Genomic DNA, 17066 nt, shown 5'->3' with positions numbered 1-17066 from the left:
GCACCCTCCGCGCCGGCGGCCCCGCCCCACGTACCCGCATCGAGGAGTCCCCCATGTCCCACCACGTCCCGAACGCGCCGGACCGGCCGACCACGGATCCGGTGTGGACGCCGATCCTGACCGGCCTGCACGCGACCGCGCTGGACTGTCTCCAGACGAGCTTCGCCCTGCTGGCCGACCACGCGAACGGGTCCGGCAGCCACCTCGCCCTCGGCGCCCGGTACGGGTTCCGCACCCGGGACCAGGACGGCCTGGTCACAGTCGAGGCGACCTCGGACGACCGGGCCGCCGAGGCGGTCGACCTGCTGGGCCTGCGGGTCGAGGGCCGGTGGATGCAGCTCGACGGCCCGCAGGTGCGCCGGCTGTGCGCGCCCGGCCAGCCGCTCTACGTCACCGCCGACGCGTACGACCTGCCGTGGTGCCCCTACCACGAGCACGAACACATGCGGCACAGCTTCCTCGTCACGGCCGCCGGCCCGGACGAGGTCACTGTGGTCGACGCTTACCACAACGACACCGCCTGGGGCCCCGCGCGTCCCGGCGTGTGGCGACTGCCCGACGCCGCGTTCGACACGGCGCTGGCCGGGGGCGCGCACACGCTGGCGGTGACGGCGCACCCGGCCCCGGCGATCGACGTGCCCGCCATGCTCACCGGCAACGCCGCCCGGGCCGGCCGGGCCCGCCCGGAGATCGACGGCTACCTGACCCGAACGGGCGCCGCCCTGGACACGGTGGCCGGGCTGCACCGCTTCGTGCTCGACGTCTGGCTGCTGGCCCGCGCCCGCGACCTGCACGAACGCTGGCTCGCCGCGGTCGCGCCGGAGGCCGCCGCCGCGCTGGCCGGGCAGGCCGCGCGCTGGCAGCAGCTCGCCACGCGCAGCTACGTGGCACTGCGGCGGGCCCAGGCGGGCCGGCCGGCCGCGCCGGAACTGGCGGACGCGCTCGGCGCGCTGATCGCCGACCACCTCACCGCGCTGGAGTCGATCGCCGGACCGTCCGCCGGGACCGGCGACGACACCGCATCGGCCGCGCCGGACCGAGCCGGTGACGACGGTGTACGCGCGGCGGTGGTCGGCGCGCTCGGCGACACCCTGGACCTGGACGGCTCGGCGCTGCGCACCACCGACGTGCTCCGGGAGCTGCCCGGTTTCGACTCGTTCCGGCTGGTCGACGTCATCGACCGGGTCGAACGCCGGCTCGGCGTCGAGGTGCCGGCCACCGCGCTGTCAGCGGCCGACCTGCGCGACGTCGGCTCCCTGTGCGCCATGTTCGGCGCCGCCACCGGAGGTGCCCGATGAGTACCGAACTCCTGCACGACCTGCTGGACCGCACCGCCGACGCGCGCCCCGACGCGCCCGCCGCCGGGGACGGGACCGTCGAGCACACGTACCGTCAGGTGCGGGCCGACAGTCTGCGCCTGGCCGGCTGGCTGCGCGGGCAGGGCGTCCGGCGCGGCGACCGGGTGCTGGTGGCGCTGCCTGCCGACGCGAACCTGCCGGCGCTGCTGTACGCGGTCGCCCGTGCCGGCGCGGTCTTCGTCGTCCTCCGGACGCCGGCCCCCGAGGTCGCCCTCGCCCACGTGCTCGACGACGCCGAACCGGCCCTGGTCCTCACCGACGACCCGGTCCTGACCGGCCTGTCCCACGCCCGCGGCGTCCCGGTGCGCGGCGCGGCCGAGGCGCGCCGCGCCGCGTCCGCCGCGGCCATCAGCGGCGGGCCCGCCGGCCCGGCCCCGCTCGCTGTCGACCCGGTCTGCCTGATCTACACCTCCGGCAGCACCGGCATGCCGAAGGCCGTGGTGTCCACGCACGCCCAGGTCACGTTCGCGGTACGGGCGATCCAGTCGGAGCTGCGCTACCGGCCCGACGACGTGGTGCACGTCCTGCTGCCGCCCTCGTTCGACTACGGCCTCTACCAGATCTTCCTCAGCACCGCGGCCGGCGCCCGGCTGCGCCTCGGTGATCCCGAGGACACCGGTGGCCGCCTGCTGGCGGCCCTCGTCGAGTCCGGCGCGACGGTGCTGCCCTGCGTACCGTCGCTCGCGATCAACCTGCTGCGGCTGCTCGGCCGGGCCGGCGCCCCGCGCCCGCCGCTGCGCCTGCTCACCAACACCGGCGCCGCCATGCCGCCGGAGGTGCTGGCCGGCCTGCGCCGGCTGCTGCCCGGCCTGAGCGTCCAGCTGATGTTCGGTCTCACCGAGTGCAAGCGCGCCGCGATCATGCCGCCGGACGCCGACCTGCGCCGGCCCGGCGCCTGCGGCCGGGCGCTGCCCGGCACCGAGATCTTCACGGTCGACGCCGAGGGGCGGCGGCAGCCCCCGGGCGTCCGCGGCGAGCTGGTGGTACGCGGACCGCACGTGATGGCCGGCTACTGGCGGCGACCCGAGCTGACCGCGCAGCGGTTCCGCCGCGCGCACGGGCTGTTCCCGCAACTGCACACCGGCGACCACGGTCACGTGGACGCCGACGGGTACGTCCACTTCGCCGGCCGGCGCGACGACGTCTACAAGGAGAAGGGCACCCGGGTCAGCGCCACCGAGGTGGAGGCCGCCGCGTACCGGGTCGACGGCGTGGACGCGGCCGGGGTGCTGCCGCCGGACAACGGCCGCGAGGGCGCGACGCTGTTCGTGGTGGCCGAGCTGACCCCCGCCGACGTGCTGCGCCGGCTGCGGGAACAGCTGGAGGAGATGAAGGTGCCGGCGCGCTGCGTGGTGCTGCCCGACCTGCCACTGACCGGCAACGGCAAGGTGGACCGGCGGGCGCTGGCCCGGCTGGCGGGTGAGCACCGTGGCTGACCTGCCGTTCGAGACCCCGGCGTACCGCTACGACCTGGCCCGGGTACGCGCCAGCCACGCCACCCTGGTCGCGGCGCTGCCCACGCCCAGCCGGCTGTTCTACTCGCTCAAGGCCAACCCGCACCCGGCGCTGGTGGCGGCGCTGCACACCGCCGGCTGCGACGCGGAGATCTGCTCCCCGGGCGAGCTGGCCGCGGCGCTGCGGGCCGGCGTGCCGGGCGCCCGGATGCTCTACACCGGACCCGGCAAGCGCGACGCCGAGGTGGCCGGGGCGGTGCGCGCCGGTGTCCGCTGGTTCTCCGTCGACTCGCCGGCCGGCCTCGACCAGGCCGACCGGATCGCCGCCGCGCACGGCGTCGAACTGCGCTGCCTGCTGCGGGTGAACGACCGGGTGCCCAACCCGGGTCAGGGGCTGACCATGACCGGTGTCGCGTCGCAGTTCGGCGCCGACGTCGACTGGATCGAACAGGAACCGCAGCGGTTCCGCTCCCGCCCGTCGGCCCCGGTACGCGGATTCCACCTCTACACCGGCAGCAACGTCGACTCGGTGGACGCGCTGGTGGCGCAGTTCACCGCCGCGGCGCGTACCGCCCGGCGGCTGCGGGACCTGCTCGGCGTCGACCTGAGCCTGCTCGACCTCGGCGGCGGCTTCGGCGCGCCGTTCGCCCGGCCCGGCCGGAACGCGGACCTGACCGGCCTCGCCGACCGGGTCGCCTCGGCCCTGGACGAGCTCTTCCCCACCTGGCGCGACGGCGCGCCCACGGTGGCCTTCGAGTCGGGGCGGTTCCTCACCGCGACCGCCGGCACGCTGCTGACCCGCGTGCTGGACGTCAAGCGGTCACAGGGCACGCCGGTGGTGGTGCTGGAGTCCGGCATCAACCACCTCGGCGGGATGTCCGGCCTACGCCGGCTGCCGCCGCTCGTACCCGCCCTGCACGCCGCCGACGGCCGCGACGGCGCGCCGCTGGAGGCCGCGATCGTCGCCGGGCCGCTGTGCACGCCGCTGGACACCTGGACCCGCGCCGCGAACCTGCCCGACGTCCGGCCGGGCGACGTGCTCGCCGTGCCGAACGTCGGGGCGTACGGGCTCTCGGCGAGCCTGCTGGCCTTCCTCGGCCACCCGGCCCCGGTCGAGGTCGTCTGCGACGGCGACCGCGTCGTCGAGACGTCCCGGCTGACCCTGACGCGGCACCCGGTCGACACGCCGGGCGCCACTGCCGAACCCCGAAAAGAAAGGTGACGTCATGAACGCCGAATTCACCGAGTTGCTCCGCCCGTTCCTCAAGTTCGCCGGGCCGGACGAGATCACCGAGGACGCCCGCCTGCGCGACCTCGGCCTGGACTCGATGCGCGAGATCGAGCTGCTGTTCGCCATCGAGGACACGTTCGAGGTCGCCGTGCCCGACGACAAGCTGGTCGACTCGACCTTCGCCACCGCCGGTGGACTGTGGGGCGTGGTCGAGGAACTGCGCACCCCGGTCGGCGGTGGTTCCCGATGACCGCGACCGCCGGATACGCCCCGGCCGTCGAGACCGTCGCCGACGTGGCGGCGGAGCACGCCCGGCAGTCCGACGAGGACGCCGCGTTCCCGACCGAGGCGCTGGCCGCCATGCGCCGTACCGGGCTGCTGGGGCTGCTGGTCCCGGCCGCCGAGGGCGGCACCGGCGGGACACTGCCGGACCTGGTCGACGTCACACTGGCGCTGGGCCGGGTGGACATGTCGGTGGCGATGGTCTTCGCCATGCACTGTCAGCAGGTCGCCGCGATCACCGCGTACGGCGGGGAGAAGCTGCGTGCCGAGGTGCTGCCGGCGGTGGCCCGGGGCGAGCGGTATCTCGGCTCGGTCACCACGGAGGCCGGCAAGGGCGGCCACCTGCTGACCGCCGAGTCGGCGCTGGAGCACGACGGCGAGATGCTGCGGATCGACAGGCAGGCCCCGATCGTGACAGGTGGCCCGTACGCGGACGCCTTCCTCGTCACCACCCGCGCCCCGGGGGCCGGCTCGGCCGCCCAGGTGGACCTGGTCTACGCCGACCGGGACCAGGTGGAGACCGAGGTGACCGGCGGGTGGCGCCCGCTGGGCATGCGAGCCACGCACAGTGTGCCGATGCGGCTGCGCGGCGCGGTGCCGCAGTGGCAGGTCATCGGCGAGCACGGCGGGTTCCGGGAGATCGCCACCCGGGTCTTCGCGCCGCTGGCGCACATCGGCTGGGCGGCGGCCTGGATCGGGGCGGCGGCCGGCGCGTACGCCCGGGTGCTGCGGCACGCCCGCAGCGAGGCGGGACGGCGGCAGTTCGCCCCCTCCTCCGAGCTGGTGCTGCTGCGGCTGGCCGGCATCCGCGCCCGGCTGGACACGGCGCACGCGCTGCTGCGGCACACCGTCTCGGTGGTCACCGACGCGCCGGACATGTCGGCGGCGCCGGTGCAACTGCTGCTCAACACGTTGAAGATCCGCGCGGCCGAGGAGTCCTTCGCCGCCGCCGACGAACTGGTCGAGCTGACGGGCCTGCGCCACGGCTACCTGACCGACTCGCCGCTGACGCTGGAGCGCACCTTCCGTGACCTGCGCTCGGCCTCGCTGAACTACGCCAACGACCGGCTGCGCCTGGCGAACGGGGCGCTGTCGCTGCGCGACCCGGGGGTGCGTCTTGCCTGAGTCGACGCCCGCCCGGGACGACGCCGCCGCGGTGCGGGCGGCCCTGTCCGCGGTGGACCCCACCGACCCCGGCGCCGTGTGGCGCGCGCTGGGCGGCGCCGGGATCATCGAGGCGCTCTACCCGGACGGCGTCCAGCCGGACCCCCGGCGGCTGTCGGTGTTGCTCACCGAGCTGGACGCCCGGTGCCCGCTCGGCGTGACGCTGTCGGTCTGCGTGCAGGTCGCCACAGTGCTGCCGCTGCTGGCCGGCGCGACCGGCTCGGCGGAGGCCGCGCGACGCGGGATGCTGCGCGGCGAGACGGTGGTGGCGCTGGCCGTCACCGACGCCGCCGGGTCGGGCTCGGACCTGCTCGACGCCACGACCCGGGTGAAGCCCGGCGACGACGGCGCCGTCCTGGACGGCGGCAAGGACTGGATCACCAACGCGACGAGCTGCGACGCGGCACTGGTGCTGGCCCGGCACCGTGAGGCGCGGCACTTCACCAGCTTCTGCTGGGTGCTGGTGCCCGCCGCCGCGCCGGGCGTGACCGCCGAGTCCGCCGGCCGGGCGTTCGCCGGGTCCGGCGTGGGCCACCTGCGCTTCGCCGGCGTGGCGCTCGACCCGGACGCCGTGCTGGGCCGCCCCGGCCGGGCGCTGGCCGGGTTCGCCCGGCAGGTCGGCGTCGAACGGGTCGCCGGAGCGCTGTGGGCCCGGGCGATGTGCCACCGGATGCTGGCCGGCCTGCGCGACTGGCTGCGGCGGCGACCGGCCGGGGCGGGCACGCTGTGGGACCGCCCGGCGGTCCGCGAGCGGTACGCCCGGTGCCTGGTCGCCACGCACCAGCTCGACGCGCTGTGCGCGCCGCTGCTGGACGCGCCGGCCGCCGTCCCGTCCGCGGTCACCGGGATGCTGCTCAAGGTCAGCGCCGCCGAGACCGTGGACCGGGTCGCCGCCGAGGCGGTGCGCCTGCGCGGCGCGGACGCGTTCCGCGACGGCGGGGAGGCGCAGCTGCGCACCGAGGCGGCCATGTTCGGCATCGCCGGTGGCGCCACCGGCGCGATGCTCGCCGGCATCGCCGACCACGCCGACGAACTGGCGGGCGCGGTGACCTGAGCGTGGCGTCCCACGCGCGGCGGCGCCGGAAGACCGATCGACGACAGCACAGTGAAGGGAGCAACGCCGTGAGTCTCTACTCCTGGTTCGAGCGGACCGTCGCACGCGTGCCCGAAGCGGTCGCGCTGGAGGTCGGCGGGGAGCCGGTGACCTACCGCCGGCTGCGCGACCTCGCCGACGGCCTCGCCGGGCGGATCCACGCCGAGGTGGGCCACCGCCCGCACGCGGTCGGCCTGCTGGCCGCCCGCAGCCTGCCCGCGTACGCCGGTTATCTGGCCGCGCTGCGCGCCGGAGCGGTAGTGGTGCCGCTCAACCCGGCCTTCCCGCCGGCCCGCACCGCCCGGCTGTGCCGGGACGCGGGTGTGGACGCGCTCGTGGTCGACGACGCCGGCGCCGCGACGGCGGCTCAGGTCGCGGGCGACGCGGTGACGGTACGCCTCGACGGCGCGCCCGCCGTCCCGCCGCCGCCCGCCCCGGTGGCGCCGGACGACGTGGCGTACCTGCTGTTCACCTCCGGCTCGACCGGGCGGCCCAAGGGCGTGCCGGTCCGGCACCGCAACGTGGACGCGTTCCTCGCGTACTGCCGGGACCGGTACCCGGTCGGCCCGGGTGACCGGCTGTCGCAGACCTTCGACCTGACCTTCGACCCGTCCGTGTTCGACATGTTCGTCGCCTGGGGCGGCGGCGCCACGCTCGTGGTGCCGCAGCCGGACGAGGTGCTGACGCCGGTGCGGTTCGTCAACGAGCGGCGGATCACGCACTGGTTCTCGGTGCCCTCGGTGGTCTCGCTGGCCCGCCGGATGCGGATGCTCTCCCCCGGCGCCATGCCCGGCCTGCGGCACAGCCTCTTCGCCGGTGAGCCGCTGACGCTGGAGCAGGCACGGGCGTGGGCCGCAGCGGCGCCGGGCAGCGTGGTGGAGAACCTCTACGGTCCCACCGAGCTGACCGTGACGTGCACCGGTCACCGGCTGCCGGCGGATCCGGCGGCCTGGCCGGCGACCTCCAACGGCACCGTGCCGATCGGCGACGCGCATCCCGGGCTGGACGCGATCCTGCGCGCCGAGGACGGCACCGCCGGTGGTGACGACGGTGAGCTGTGCGTGCACGGGCCGCAGCGGTTCGACGGCTACCTCGACCCGGCCGACGACGAGGGCCGGTTCGTCATGTACGCGGGCCGCCGGTACTACCGCACCGGTGACCGGGTCCGGCGCGAGCACGGCACGTTCGTGCACCACGGGCGCCTGGACGACCAGGTGAAGCTGCGTGGCTACCGGATCGAGCTGGGCGAGATCGAGATGGTCCTGCGCGGCCACCCGGGGGTGCAGGACGCGGTGGTGCTGGCGTTCGGCGCGGGCGACGACGTCTCCCTGCGGGCGGTCCACACCGGCGCCTCCGGGATCGCCGACGAGCTGACCCGCAGGTGCGCGGAGCGCCTGCCCGCCTACATGGTGCCGGCGCGGATCCACCACGTGGCCGCGCTGCCCACGAACGCCAACGGCAAGACCGACCGGCGGCGGGCCGCCGACCTGGTCGGCAGCGCGACGAGAGGAGCACTGTGATGACCGGCACAGGGAACGGACAGGAGCAGGAACGGGCGTTCCGGTCGGTGGCCGGGCGCTTCGCCACCGGAGTGGCGGTGGCGACCGCCGTCGGGCCCGACGGCCCGGTGGGGATGACCGTCAACTCCTTCACCACCGTGTCGCTGTCGCCCCGGATGCTGCTGGTCTGCCTGCGGCGGGACTGCCGGCTGCTCGGCGCGGTGCGCCGTACCGGCCGGTTCGCGGTGACAGTGCTCGGCGACGACCAGCGCGAGGAGGCGGCCTGGTTCGCCAGCCGGGGCCGCCCGGCGGGCGCCGACGGCTTCGCGGGTGTGGCCTACGACGACGAGCGGGCGACCGGCTGCCCGCGGCTGACCGACGGGGTGGCGTACTTCGGCTGCGAGGCGGTCTCCGCGAACCCGGCCGGGGACCACGCGGTACTGATGGGCGCGGTCCGCTCGGCGGGCCTGCTCCGGCCGACCCGGCCACTGCTGTTCGTGGACGGCGACTACGCACGTGTCGCCGCGCCGCGGGAAGCGCAGGTGGCGCGATGAGCATCGGTGCCGCTCCCGGCGACCTGCGCCACCTGAGCCTGCGCGCGGCGCGGGCCGGGGCGGACGCGATCCGCGAGGCGCGGGGCCGGGGCTTCCGGACCGAACACAAGGGCGGCGCGGCCCAGGACCCGGTGACCACCGCCGACCACGCCAGCGAGCGGGCCATCCTCGGCCTGCTCGCCCGGGACCGGCCGCAGGACGCCGTCCTGGCCGAGGAGTCCGGTGCCAGCGCCGGCTGCTCCGGCCTGCGCTGGATCGTCGACCCGCTCGACGGCACGCTGAACTTCAGCCACGGTGCGAGCCGGTACGCGGTGAGCATCGCTGTGGCGACCGGCTGCGACGTGGGCGACGGCCAGGTGGTCGCGGCCACCGTCCTGCAACCGGCCACCGGCGCCTGCCTGGTGCTGGACGACGGCGGCGCGCTCGACGGCGACGCCCCGGTCGCTGTCAACCGGGCGGCCCGGCCGGGGCACGCCCTGGTGGCGTTCGCGGTGCCGAACGCACCCGGGCCGCGGCGGCGGGCGTACCAGGCGCTCGTCGGCGTCGCGCCCCGCGTCGCCGACCTGCGCAACACCGGCTCCACCGTCTGCGACCTGGCGGCGGTGGCCCGCGGGGAACTGGACGCGTTCGTCAGCTTCGACCCCGCGCCGTGGGACATCGCGGCCGGTGCCGCGCTGGTCGAGGCCGCCGGCGGGGTGAGCCGGCGGTGGCGCCACGACGGGTTCGAGGTCTTCGGCACCGGCGCGCCGGCCGTGGTGGCCGCGCTGGCCGGCTGGCTGGGCGACGACGGTACGGACGGCCGCGACGGCACCGACGGCACCGACACCGACGAGGAGAGGGGAACCGACGATGACGGGCAGCGATGAGTTCCGGCTGGCGCTGGTGGGAGCGGGCCGGATGGGCCACCACCACCTGCGGGCCCTGGCCGACCACCGGAGCGTCCGGATCCGGCACGTGGTCGACCCGGTTCCGGCGGCACGGGAGGCGGTCACCGCTACCGGGCTGCCCGCGTACCCGAGCGTGGAGGACCTGCTCGCGGACGCCGCGCCGGACGGTCTCCTGGTGACCGCGCCCACCGGGCGGCACGGCGCGCTGGTCGCGGTCGCCGCCAAGGCCGGGCTGCCGGTGCTGTGCGAGAAGCCGGCCGGGCTCGACCCGGCCGGGGCGGCCGAGGCGGGGCGGGTCGCCGCCGCTGCCGGGATCCCGTTCCAGGTCGCCTACTGGCGCCGGTTCGTCCCGCAGCTCTGCCGGCTACGGGAGCGGATCGCCGCCGGCGAACTCGGCGAGGTGCTGTTCGTGGCCGCGGCGCAGTGGGACGGCGAGCCGCCAGCGGCGGCGTTCCGCACCGGCAGCGGCGGAATCTTCGTGGACATGGGGGTGCACGAGTTCGACCAGATCCGGTGGCTGACCGGGCAGGAGATCGACCGGGTGGCGGTGCAGCCGGCCGGTCCGGTCACCGACCCGGCGGTACGCGGCCGGGACGTGGACAGTGCCCAGGCGTTGCTCGGCCTGTCCGGTGGCGGCACCGCGCTGGTCTCGCTCGGCCGGCACCACCGGGGCGGCGACATGGCGACGGTGGAGGTCTTCGGCACCCGGGACCACGAGCGACTGGCCTTCCTCGACCCGGCCGGCGGGGACGCCACCATGTACGCGGCCCTGGCCCGCCAGGCGGAGGACTTCGCCGTGCTGGTCCGGGAGGGCCGTTCGGCGGGCGCCGGGGTGACGGACGCGGTGGCGGTGCTCGACGCGGCGCGGCGGGCGACGGCGCAACTGACTCCGGGTCACGAAGTACACACCGATCAGTGATTACTTGCACCATCTGGGAGCGATGCATTCCCCGGCCGAAGGTGGGAAATCCAGCCTTACACACACCACACTGTGGACGGTGCGCCGGAGCGGGGGACGACATCCATGCGGTTCAGTGTTCTCGGTCCGTTGAGCCTGTACGCGGACGACCGCCCCGTCATGCTGACCGGCACCAAGCCCCGCCTCCTGCTCGCCGTGCTGCTGCTGAGTCCCGGGCGTACGGTCGCCACCTCCCGGCTGGTCGACGGCCTCTGGCCGGAGTCGCCGCCCGCGTCGGCGGTACGCAACCTGCGCACGTACGTGCACCGGCTGCGGCAGACGCTGGACCGCGGCGGCGACTCGGCCGGCCGGCTGGTCCACGACGGCACCGGCTACCACCTGCGGGTCGACGAGGACGAGCTGGACCTGCTGCGGTTCCGTCGGCTCGCCGACGAGGCCCGCCGGGCCGCCCGGAGCGACCGGCCTCGGGCCGCCGCCGACCTGTTCGACCAGGCGGTCGACCTGTGGGGCGGGCACCCGCTGGAGGACCTGACGGATCTGGGCACCGACCTGGGCGCGACGGTCACGGCACTGCGGGAGCAGCACCGGGAGATGACGACGGAGCTGATCGACCTGCGCCTGCGGCTGGGGCAGCCGGCGCGGGTCATCCCGTCGCTGCGCCGGATGGTGGCCGAGGAGCCGCTCGACGAACGCCGGCAGGCGCAGCTGGTGACCGCGCTGACGCGGGAGGGGCGCGTGGCCGAGGCGCTGGCCGCGTACCAGCAGGCCCGGCGCGGCATCATCGACGAGCTGGGCGTCGATCCCGGTCCCACGCTCCAGGGCGCCCTCCAGACCGCGCTGGACGCGGACTCCGCCGAGGTCCGCCCACCGTCCGGCCGGCCCGCAGCCCTCGGTGCCGGACCCGTGTCGCCGCCCGGCCCGCCGACGAGCCCGCAGGCCCTGCCGATGAAGCCGCCGTCCCTGGTCGGCCGGGACACCACGGCCGGCCAGTTGCGCGCCATCGCCGAGGGGATCGCCGACCCGGCCGGTGCCGACGAGCACGCCGGTGTCGTGCTCGTCTCCGGCCCGCCGGGCATCGGCAAGTCGTCGTTCTCGGTGAGCAGCGGGTACGAGCTGGCCGACCTCTTTCCCGACGGTCAGCTCTTCGTCAGCTTCGACAGCGGTGACGAACCGCCGCGCGGCAGCGGGGAGCTGATCCGGGAGCTGCTGGTCGAGCTGGGCGTACCGCTGACCGACGTGTCCGAGGACATCCGGGAGCGCTCCGCCGTGCTGCGGTGCGCGCTCGCCGGCCGGCGGCTGCTGCTCATCATCGACGACGTCGACTGCGCGCAGCAGGTGCGCCCGCTGTTGCCCGGGGCGGGCCGCAGCCTGGTCCTGGTCAACAGCCGGCAACGCCTGCTGGACCTGGACGTGGGCTGGCGGCTGACGCTCGGCGCGCTCGACCGGGCCGACGCGGTGGAGCTGCTGGCCACGATCGCGGGCGAGCGCCGGGTGCGTGAGCAGCCGGAGGTGTTCGGCCGGATCGCCGCGGCCTGCGACCGGCTGCCGCTGGCCCTGCGGATCGTCGGCAGCCGGCTCGTCACCCAGCCCGACGTGGCCCTGCCCGGCTTCGCCGCGCACCTGGAGGACGAGGAGAACCGGCTGTCGGAGCTGGCGGTCGGGGACATCTCGGTGCGCGGCAGCCTGTCGGTCAGCTACCAGGCGCTGGACGTGGACGCCCGCCGGGCGCTGCACGCGCTGGCCCGCGCCGACTCGTTCATCACCCCGGCCAGCGCGGTGGAGATCCTGCGCCTGCCCCGGCAGCAGGCCAACCGGATGGTGGAGCACCTGATCCAGCACAACCTGCTGGTGCCGGTCGACTCCGGCGGTCCGGGCGAGCGTTTCCACCTGCCGGAGTTGCTGCGGCTGTTCGCCCGCGAGTGCGTGGACGCGCACGGCCGGCCGCTGCCGGCGGCCTGAGCCGCCGTCCGCGGTGTGCGGGCCGGTCGGCCCGCACACCGCGATCCGGTCTGCGCTACCTGAGGAAGCGGTCCAGCGCGGCCTCGATGGTGCCGCTGTCCGGCGACGCGTACGACTTCATCGTCACCTTGTTGTAGGAGATGAAGCTCGGGCACCGGGCGGCGGGCGCGGTCACCGTGCCGCCGTCGCCGACCTTCTCGGCGGTCTTGGCGGCGTGGAAGGTCAGGGTGTAGCGCGAGGAGATGTAGTCGACGGTGACGACCTTGCCCTCGCTGTTCTTGTACTGGCACTTCTTCGGCGTGCCCTCGCTGCCCTCGACCATCTTGAGGCAGCCGATGACGGACACCGTGGCGAAGTCAGCCGACTTCGCGTAGTAGGGCTTGGCCGAGCTGATCGTCTTCTGCGACCAGAACGACGGCCGGTCCGGGGAGTTGGAGAAGACGTACGCCTTCGAGCCCGCCGGCGCGGTGTACGGCGCGGCGTTGAGGATCGATCCCCCGTCGCAGACCGCCGACATCTCGCTGGCGTACCGCGCGGTCAGCGAGTCGTTGTTGGAGGGTCCGTCCGGCCCGGGCGTCTCCGGCCCGTCCGTGCTGGGGGTCGCGGAGGGGCTGTTGTCCGGCCCGGGGGTGGCGCTGCCCGAGGCCACCGGCTTCGGGTCGTCGTCGTCGCCGTTGAAGGCGACGTAGGCGAGCCCGCCGCCGCAGCACAGCAGCGTCAGCGTGACCGCGCCGGCGGCGAGGCCGACGATGAGCCCCTTGCTCTTGCCGCCGCTCGGGGGCGGGGTGGGCGCGTACGGCGCGGGCCCGGGGTAGCCCGGCTGCCCGGGGAACGGCGCCGCGGGCTGCGCGCCGTACGGCGCACCCGATCCGGGCTGGGCACCATACGGCGCACCCGACCCGGGCTGGGCACCGTAGGGGGCACCCGACGCGGGTTGGGCCCCGTAGGGCGCACCCGACGCCGGCTGCGAACCGTAGGGCGCGCCGGAGGCCGGCTGCGCGCCGTACGGGGCGTTCGGGTCGGGCTGGTTGCCCCACGCTCCGGCGTTCGGGTCCGGATAGCCTCCGTAGGGAGGGTGATTGTCACTCATCTGAGGTTCTTCCACCTGTCGTCCGTGGTTCCGGCGATCAACCACCCCGCAGCGTAATGACGCCTGCAAATTCACGATCGCCGACATTCGATACGTTCTTCACCAGCCGTGCCCGGGTCACTCCGGTGCGTACGCGCCCGGATCCGGCATCCGGCCGCCTATCAGGCGTGACGGGCCGGGGACCGTTGGGACGCAACGGATCGACCGCTCGGCGATCGACCTGCACCCGACACCGGCGACGCCGGAAAGTGTGATGTACGCCATACTTTCGGCCGCTCGGCCGGACGGCGGCGGGTCCACATCCCGGACCGCCCTTCAATGAGGTTCATAGATATTGACGCACGTCGCAGGCGCGGACAGAATCCCAGCACCACCACCAGGACCCCTCCGGGAGGGCCCCATGAACCGTCCCCGCCTGCCGCTCCTGCGGACCGCCGGCCGGATGACCGCGCTCGTCGCGGCCGCCGCCGGCGTGCTGCTCGCCGTCGCCGCACCCGCCGTCGCCGCCGCGCCCGCCGGGCGCTACGTCGCGCTCGGCGACTCCTACACCTCCGCACCGCTCGTGCCCACCCAGGTCGACCTGAACTGCCTGCGCTCCAACCGCAACTACCCGTCCCTGGTGGCGGCGTCCGCCGGCTCCTCGTCGTTCGCCGACGTGAGCTGCTCCGGAGCGACCACCGAGGACATCCTGTACGGCGGCGACGGCGCGCTGGGCATCGCGCTGCCGCCGCAGGTCGACGCCGTCACGTCGACCACCGCGCTGGTGACCGTCCAGATCGGCGGCAACGACATCGGCTTCTCCGGCATCATCAGCGACTGCGCCGAGGCGAGCGTGAGCAGCCCGCTCGGCTCGCCGTGCAAGAACCGGTTCACCGCGGGCGGCACCGACCAGTTGCGGGCCCGGATCGCCGCCACCGCGCCGAAGGTGACAGCCGTGCTGCGGGCGGTCCGCCAGGCCGCGCCGAACGCGCGCGTGGTGGTGCTCGGGTACCCGGCGATCCTGCCCGACAGCGGATACGGCTGCTGGCCGGTGGTGCCGATCGCCTACCAGGACGTGCCGTACCTGCGCGGCGTCCAGAAGGCGCTCAACACGATGCTGGCCGACACGGCGGCGGCGGGCGGCGCGAGCTACGCCGACGTCTACACCCCGTCGATCGACCGGGACGCGTGCAAGAGCAGCGGCACCCGCTGGGTGGAGGGGCTGGTGCCGCAGAACTCCGCCGCGCCGTTCCATCCCAACGCCCGGGGAGAGCAGGGCATGGCCACCGCCCTGCTGGCGCACCTGAGCTGAGCCGCCCGCGGTGAGCCGGTCCCGCCCGGGCGGGACCGGCTCACCGCCGGTAGGGCGACGGGCCGGCGAACCGGTCGGTGGTGGTGACGAACCCCCAGCACTGCTCGGTGTTGAAGACGACCGCGTCCTTGCAGTACGCCGGGCTGGACGTGGCGGTGGCGTCGGCGACCAGGACCGGGTTGTAGTCGCGGAAGTAGGCGCTCTCGATGGTGGTGCTGACGCACTGGTCGGTGTTGACGCCGCAGACGAAGAGCGTGTGGATGCCCTGGGTGCGCAGCACCTGGTCGAGGTGGGTGCCGTAGAAGCCGCTCATCCGCACCTTCTCGATCATGATGTCGTCGTCCCGGATCAGCGGTTTCAGCTCGTCAACCATCTCGGCGCCCCACTCCCCCGCGGTGAGCACACGCCCGTGGTCCAGCGGCTGGCCGATGCCGGCCTGGTCGGGCGTGTGCTTGAACGAGTGCAGTGTGGGTGCGCCGAGGTTGCGCAGATCGGGCCGGTTGTACCAGTACACCCAGATGACGAACATGTCGTGGTGGCGGGCGGCCTCGACCGCGCGTACCACCCCCGGGATCGCCTCCCGGCACGCCTGGTGGTCCAGCCCCGAACGGTGGGTCCAGCCGCCCTCGGCGCAGAAGTCGTTCTGCATGTCGACCACTGCCAGCGCGCCGCGCCGCGGGTTGTCGACGAACGGCATCAGCTCAGCGTCGAACCGGACCAGGTCCTCCGGCGCGTCGTTCGGGGCGAGCAGGACGTGATCCGGGTAGAGGTGCCACCTGTCGGTGCTGGCGGCGAGCTGCACGCCGCCGTCGCCGGTGTCCCCGTAGATCGCCCGTCGCCCTGCCATACCGTCCGTTCTAGCCGCCCGGCGGACCGGCCGGGCGGCGAGAGCGGACAGTGCATCCGTACGGGTGCGTGCTACACCCGCGTGATGCGGACCGCGTCGGCGACCACGTAGCCGGCGCCGGCGCTCCAGCGGCTCACCCCGACCTTGTCCCCGGTCCCGCCGGCGAGCGTGAACACGCCGAGCGACACCCAGCGCCCGCCGCCGGTGCGCTGGTCGACCGCCACCGACCGGTTGCCGGTCGTGGTGGCCACCAGGTACGGGGTGCGGTCGTTGTAGCCGGGGTCGGCCGGGTACCACACCGACACCTCGTAGGAGCCGGTCGCGGGCAGGCTCGCCCGGAACCAGGCCACGTCGCTGGACGCCACCGGCGCGGCGAAGCGGTAGTCGGCGCCGTGGCGCTGCCCGGAGTACGCGGAGGTGCCCCAGTTGGCGCTCGCGGTGAACCCGCCCGCCGTGGCGTTGTCGACTGTCACGCTCCACGACGCGGGCGGCGCGCCGGCCCGTACGTCCAGGTAGTTGCGGTCGATCTTCATGGTCACGCCGCCCCACGTCTCGGTGACGTCCCCGGCGTACTGGTGCAGGCGCTGCCGGTCGGCGTAGCGGTCGTCGGCGCAGTACGGGCCCCCGTCGGTGTCCGCGACGCCGTTCCACCAGGCGATCCAGATCTGGTCCAGGCGCAGGTACCGGGTGTCGTGGTAGGCGGCGCAGACGTCGGTGATGCCGGACGAGCCGCTGGAGTACATGCCGGCGAGGTAGCCGCGCGTGTGCAGCCGCTCGACCCAGCCGGAGAGGAAGGAGAGCACCGCGCCCCGGCAGCTCGCGTTCGACGGGTACTGCTCGATGTCGTTGTAGAGCGTGCTGCCCGTGCCGATGCCGAGCGCCGCCGCGGCGGCGACCGCGCTGTCCGCCGCGGTCCTCCCCTGCCCGCGGGCGGTGGCCGGGTCGGCGGACATCTTCGGCGTACGGGTGCCGCACGGCGCCTGGTAGCCCAGCTCGATGGGGATCAGCCGCCAACCCTTGCGGGTCTGGTCGGCGACCCAGGTCGCGGTCAGGTTGGGTTGGGCGCACGTCCGGCTGCCGCCGCTGATGTAGACGCCGACCGCGCGGTACGGCGAAGCGGCCAGCCAGGCGTCCATCGCGGCCTGCGACGGCGCGGTGCAGGTGTCGAAGCCCTTGCCGGTGAAGGTGCCGGGCTGCGGGCCGACCGCGGCGACGGCGGCAGGCGTCTCGGCCGCGGTGGCCGGCGTGGCCGGAGCCGTGGCCGCGAGCACGGCGAGAAGTGTCAGGGCCGTGGCGATCGCTCTCATCGGCGCCCCTCCTGTGCAGGATTCCTCGCTCGACGGCGAGACTTGGGCAGGATTTCTACCACGCATCGACGGATGACGACAGATGGCGGTGGCGAAAGTTTTCACGGCGGAAACGATCATTGAAGGGTATC

The 17066-nt window shown here is 74.8% G+C and carries 15 protein-coding genes; 12 read left to right on the top strand and 3 right to left on the bottom strand.

Annotated elements, in window-relative coordinates; all coding sequences use genetic code 11:
• Positions 1-53: 53 nt before the first annotated feature.
• The 11 genes from O7622_RS16935 to O7622_RS16885 all read left to right on the top strand — a co-directional run bounded on the left by O7622_RS16935 (position 54) and on the right by O7622_RS16885 (position 12400).
• Positions 54-1298 carry an acyl carrier protein gene (locus O7622_RS16935; RefSeq protein ID WP_282309136.1) on the top strand — a complete coding sequence of 415 codons (1245 nt, stop codon included), beginning with the start codon at positions 54-56 and terminating at the stop codon, positions 1296-1298.
• The gene (locus O7622_RS16930) at positions 1295-2794 is read left to right on the top strand and encodes a class I adenylate-forming enzyme family protein (RefSeq protein ID WP_282309135.1); all 1500 of its coding nucleotides are present in this window, start codon (positions 1295-1297) and stop codon (positions 2792-2794) included. The genes O7622_RS16935 and O7622_RS16930 overlap by 4 nt, the downstream gene beginning before the upstream one ends.
• Positions 2787-4034, top strand: a complete 1248-nt coding sequence (locus tag O7622_RS16925) for a type III PLP-dependent enzyme (protein ID WP_282309134.1) — start codon at positions 2787-2789, stop codon at positions 4032-4034. The genes O7622_RS16930 and O7622_RS16925 overlap by 8 nt, the downstream gene beginning before the upstream one ends.
• A gap of 4 nt (positions 4035-4038) precedes the next feature.
• The gene (locus O7622_RS16920; RefSeq protein WP_282309133.1) at positions 4039-4293 is read left to right on the top strand and encodes a phosphopantetheine-binding protein; all 255 of its coding nucleotides are present in this window, start codon (positions 4039-4041) and stop codon (positions 4291-4293) included.
• Positions 4290-5450: an acyl-CoA dehydrogenase family protein gene (locus O7622_RS16915; RefSeq protein ID WP_282309132.1), complete on the top strand. Its 1161-nt coding sequence runs from the start codon at positions 4290-4292 to the stop codon at positions 5448-5450. The genes O7622_RS16920 and O7622_RS16915 overlap by 4 nt, the downstream gene beginning before the upstream one ends.
• The gene (locus O7622_RS16910; protein ID WP_282309131.1) at positions 5443-6543 is read left to right on the top strand and encodes an acyl-CoA dehydrogenase family protein; all 1101 of its coding nucleotides are present in this window, start codon (positions 5443-5445) and stop codon (positions 6541-6543) included. Before O7622_RS16915 ends, O7622_RS16910 begins: the two co-directional genes overlap by 8 nt.
• A 68-nt stretch (positions 6544-6611) precedes the next feature.
• The gene (locus O7622_RS16905; RefSeq protein WP_282309130.1) at positions 6612-8102 is read left to right on the top strand and encodes an amino acid adenylation domain-containing protein; all 1491 of its coding nucleotides are present in this window, start codon (positions 6612-6614) and stop codon (positions 8100-8102) included.
• Complete coding sequence (locus O7622_RS16900; protein WP_282309129.1) at positions 8102-8635, top strand: flavin reductase family protein; 534 nt, start codon at positions 8102-8104, stop codon at positions 8633-8635. Before O7622_RS16905 ends, O7622_RS16900 begins: the two co-directional genes overlap by 1 nt.
• Entirely contained in the window at positions 8632-9501 is an 870-nt protein-coding gene (locus tag O7622_RS16895) for an inositol monophosphatase family protein (RefSeq protein ID WP_282309128.1), read from the top strand. The genes O7622_RS16900 and O7622_RS16895 overlap by 4 nt, the downstream gene beginning before the upstream one ends.
• Complete coding sequence (locus tag O7622_RS16890) at positions 9485-10441, top strand: Gfo/Idh/MocA family oxidoreductase (protein WP_282309127.1); 957 nt, start codon at positions 9485-9487, stop codon at positions 10439-10441. The genes O7622_RS16895 and O7622_RS16890 overlap by 17 nt, the downstream gene beginning before the upstream one ends.
• 105 nt (positions 10442-10546) lie before the next feature.
• Entirely contained in the window at positions 10547-12400 is a 1854-nt protein-coding gene (locus O7622_RS16885) for a BTAD domain-containing putative transcriptional regulator (protein WP_282309126.1), read from the top strand.
• A gap of 55 nt (positions 12401-12455) precedes the next feature.
• On the opposite strand, the gene O7622_RS16880 is transcribed toward O7622_RS16885, so the two are convergent.
• Positions 12456-13490, bottom strand: coding sequence for a hypothetical protein (locus O7622_RS16880; RefSeq protein WP_282309125.1), 1035 nt, complete (start codon positions 13488-13490; stop codon positions 12456-12458).
• A 400-nt stretch (positions 13491-13890) separates the two neighbouring features.
• Here O7622_RS16880 and O7622_RS16875 point away from each other — a divergent pair, with 400 nt between their 5' ends.
• Positions 13891-14781: an SGNH/GDSL hydrolase family protein gene (locus O7622_RS16875; RefSeq protein WP_282309124.1), complete on the top strand. Its 891-nt coding sequence runs from the start codon at positions 13891-13893 to the stop codon at positions 14779-14781.
• Positions 14782-14821: 40 nt separating this feature from the next.
• Here the strand turns inward: O7622_RS16875 and O7622_RS16870 are convergent, their stop codons facing one another.
• Both O7622_RS16870 and O7622_RS16865 read right to left on the bottom strand, forming a co-directional pair.
• Positions 14822-15628: an isochorismatase family cysteine hydrolase gene (locus O7622_RS16870; RefSeq protein ID WP_282309123.1), complete on the bottom strand. Its 807-nt coding sequence runs from the start codon at positions 15626-15628 to the stop codon at positions 14822-14824.
• 71 nt (positions 15629-15699) lie between these two features.
• Complete coding sequence (locus O7622_RS16865) at positions 15700-16935, bottom strand: glycoside hydrolase domain-containing protein (protein WP_282309122.1); 1236 nt, start codon at positions 16933-16935, stop codon at positions 15700-15702.
• Positions 16936-17066 lie beyond the last annotated feature (131 nt).

It is taken from the genome of Micromonospora sp. WMMD1076 (assembly GCF_029581475.1).
Classification (GTDB): Bacteria; Actinomycetota; Actinomycetes; order Mycobacteriales; family Micromonosporaceae; genus Micromonospora; species Micromonospora aurantiaca.
Note: the sequence above shows the minus strand (reverse complement) of the source record. Positions and strands in the feature narration are given on the sequence as shown.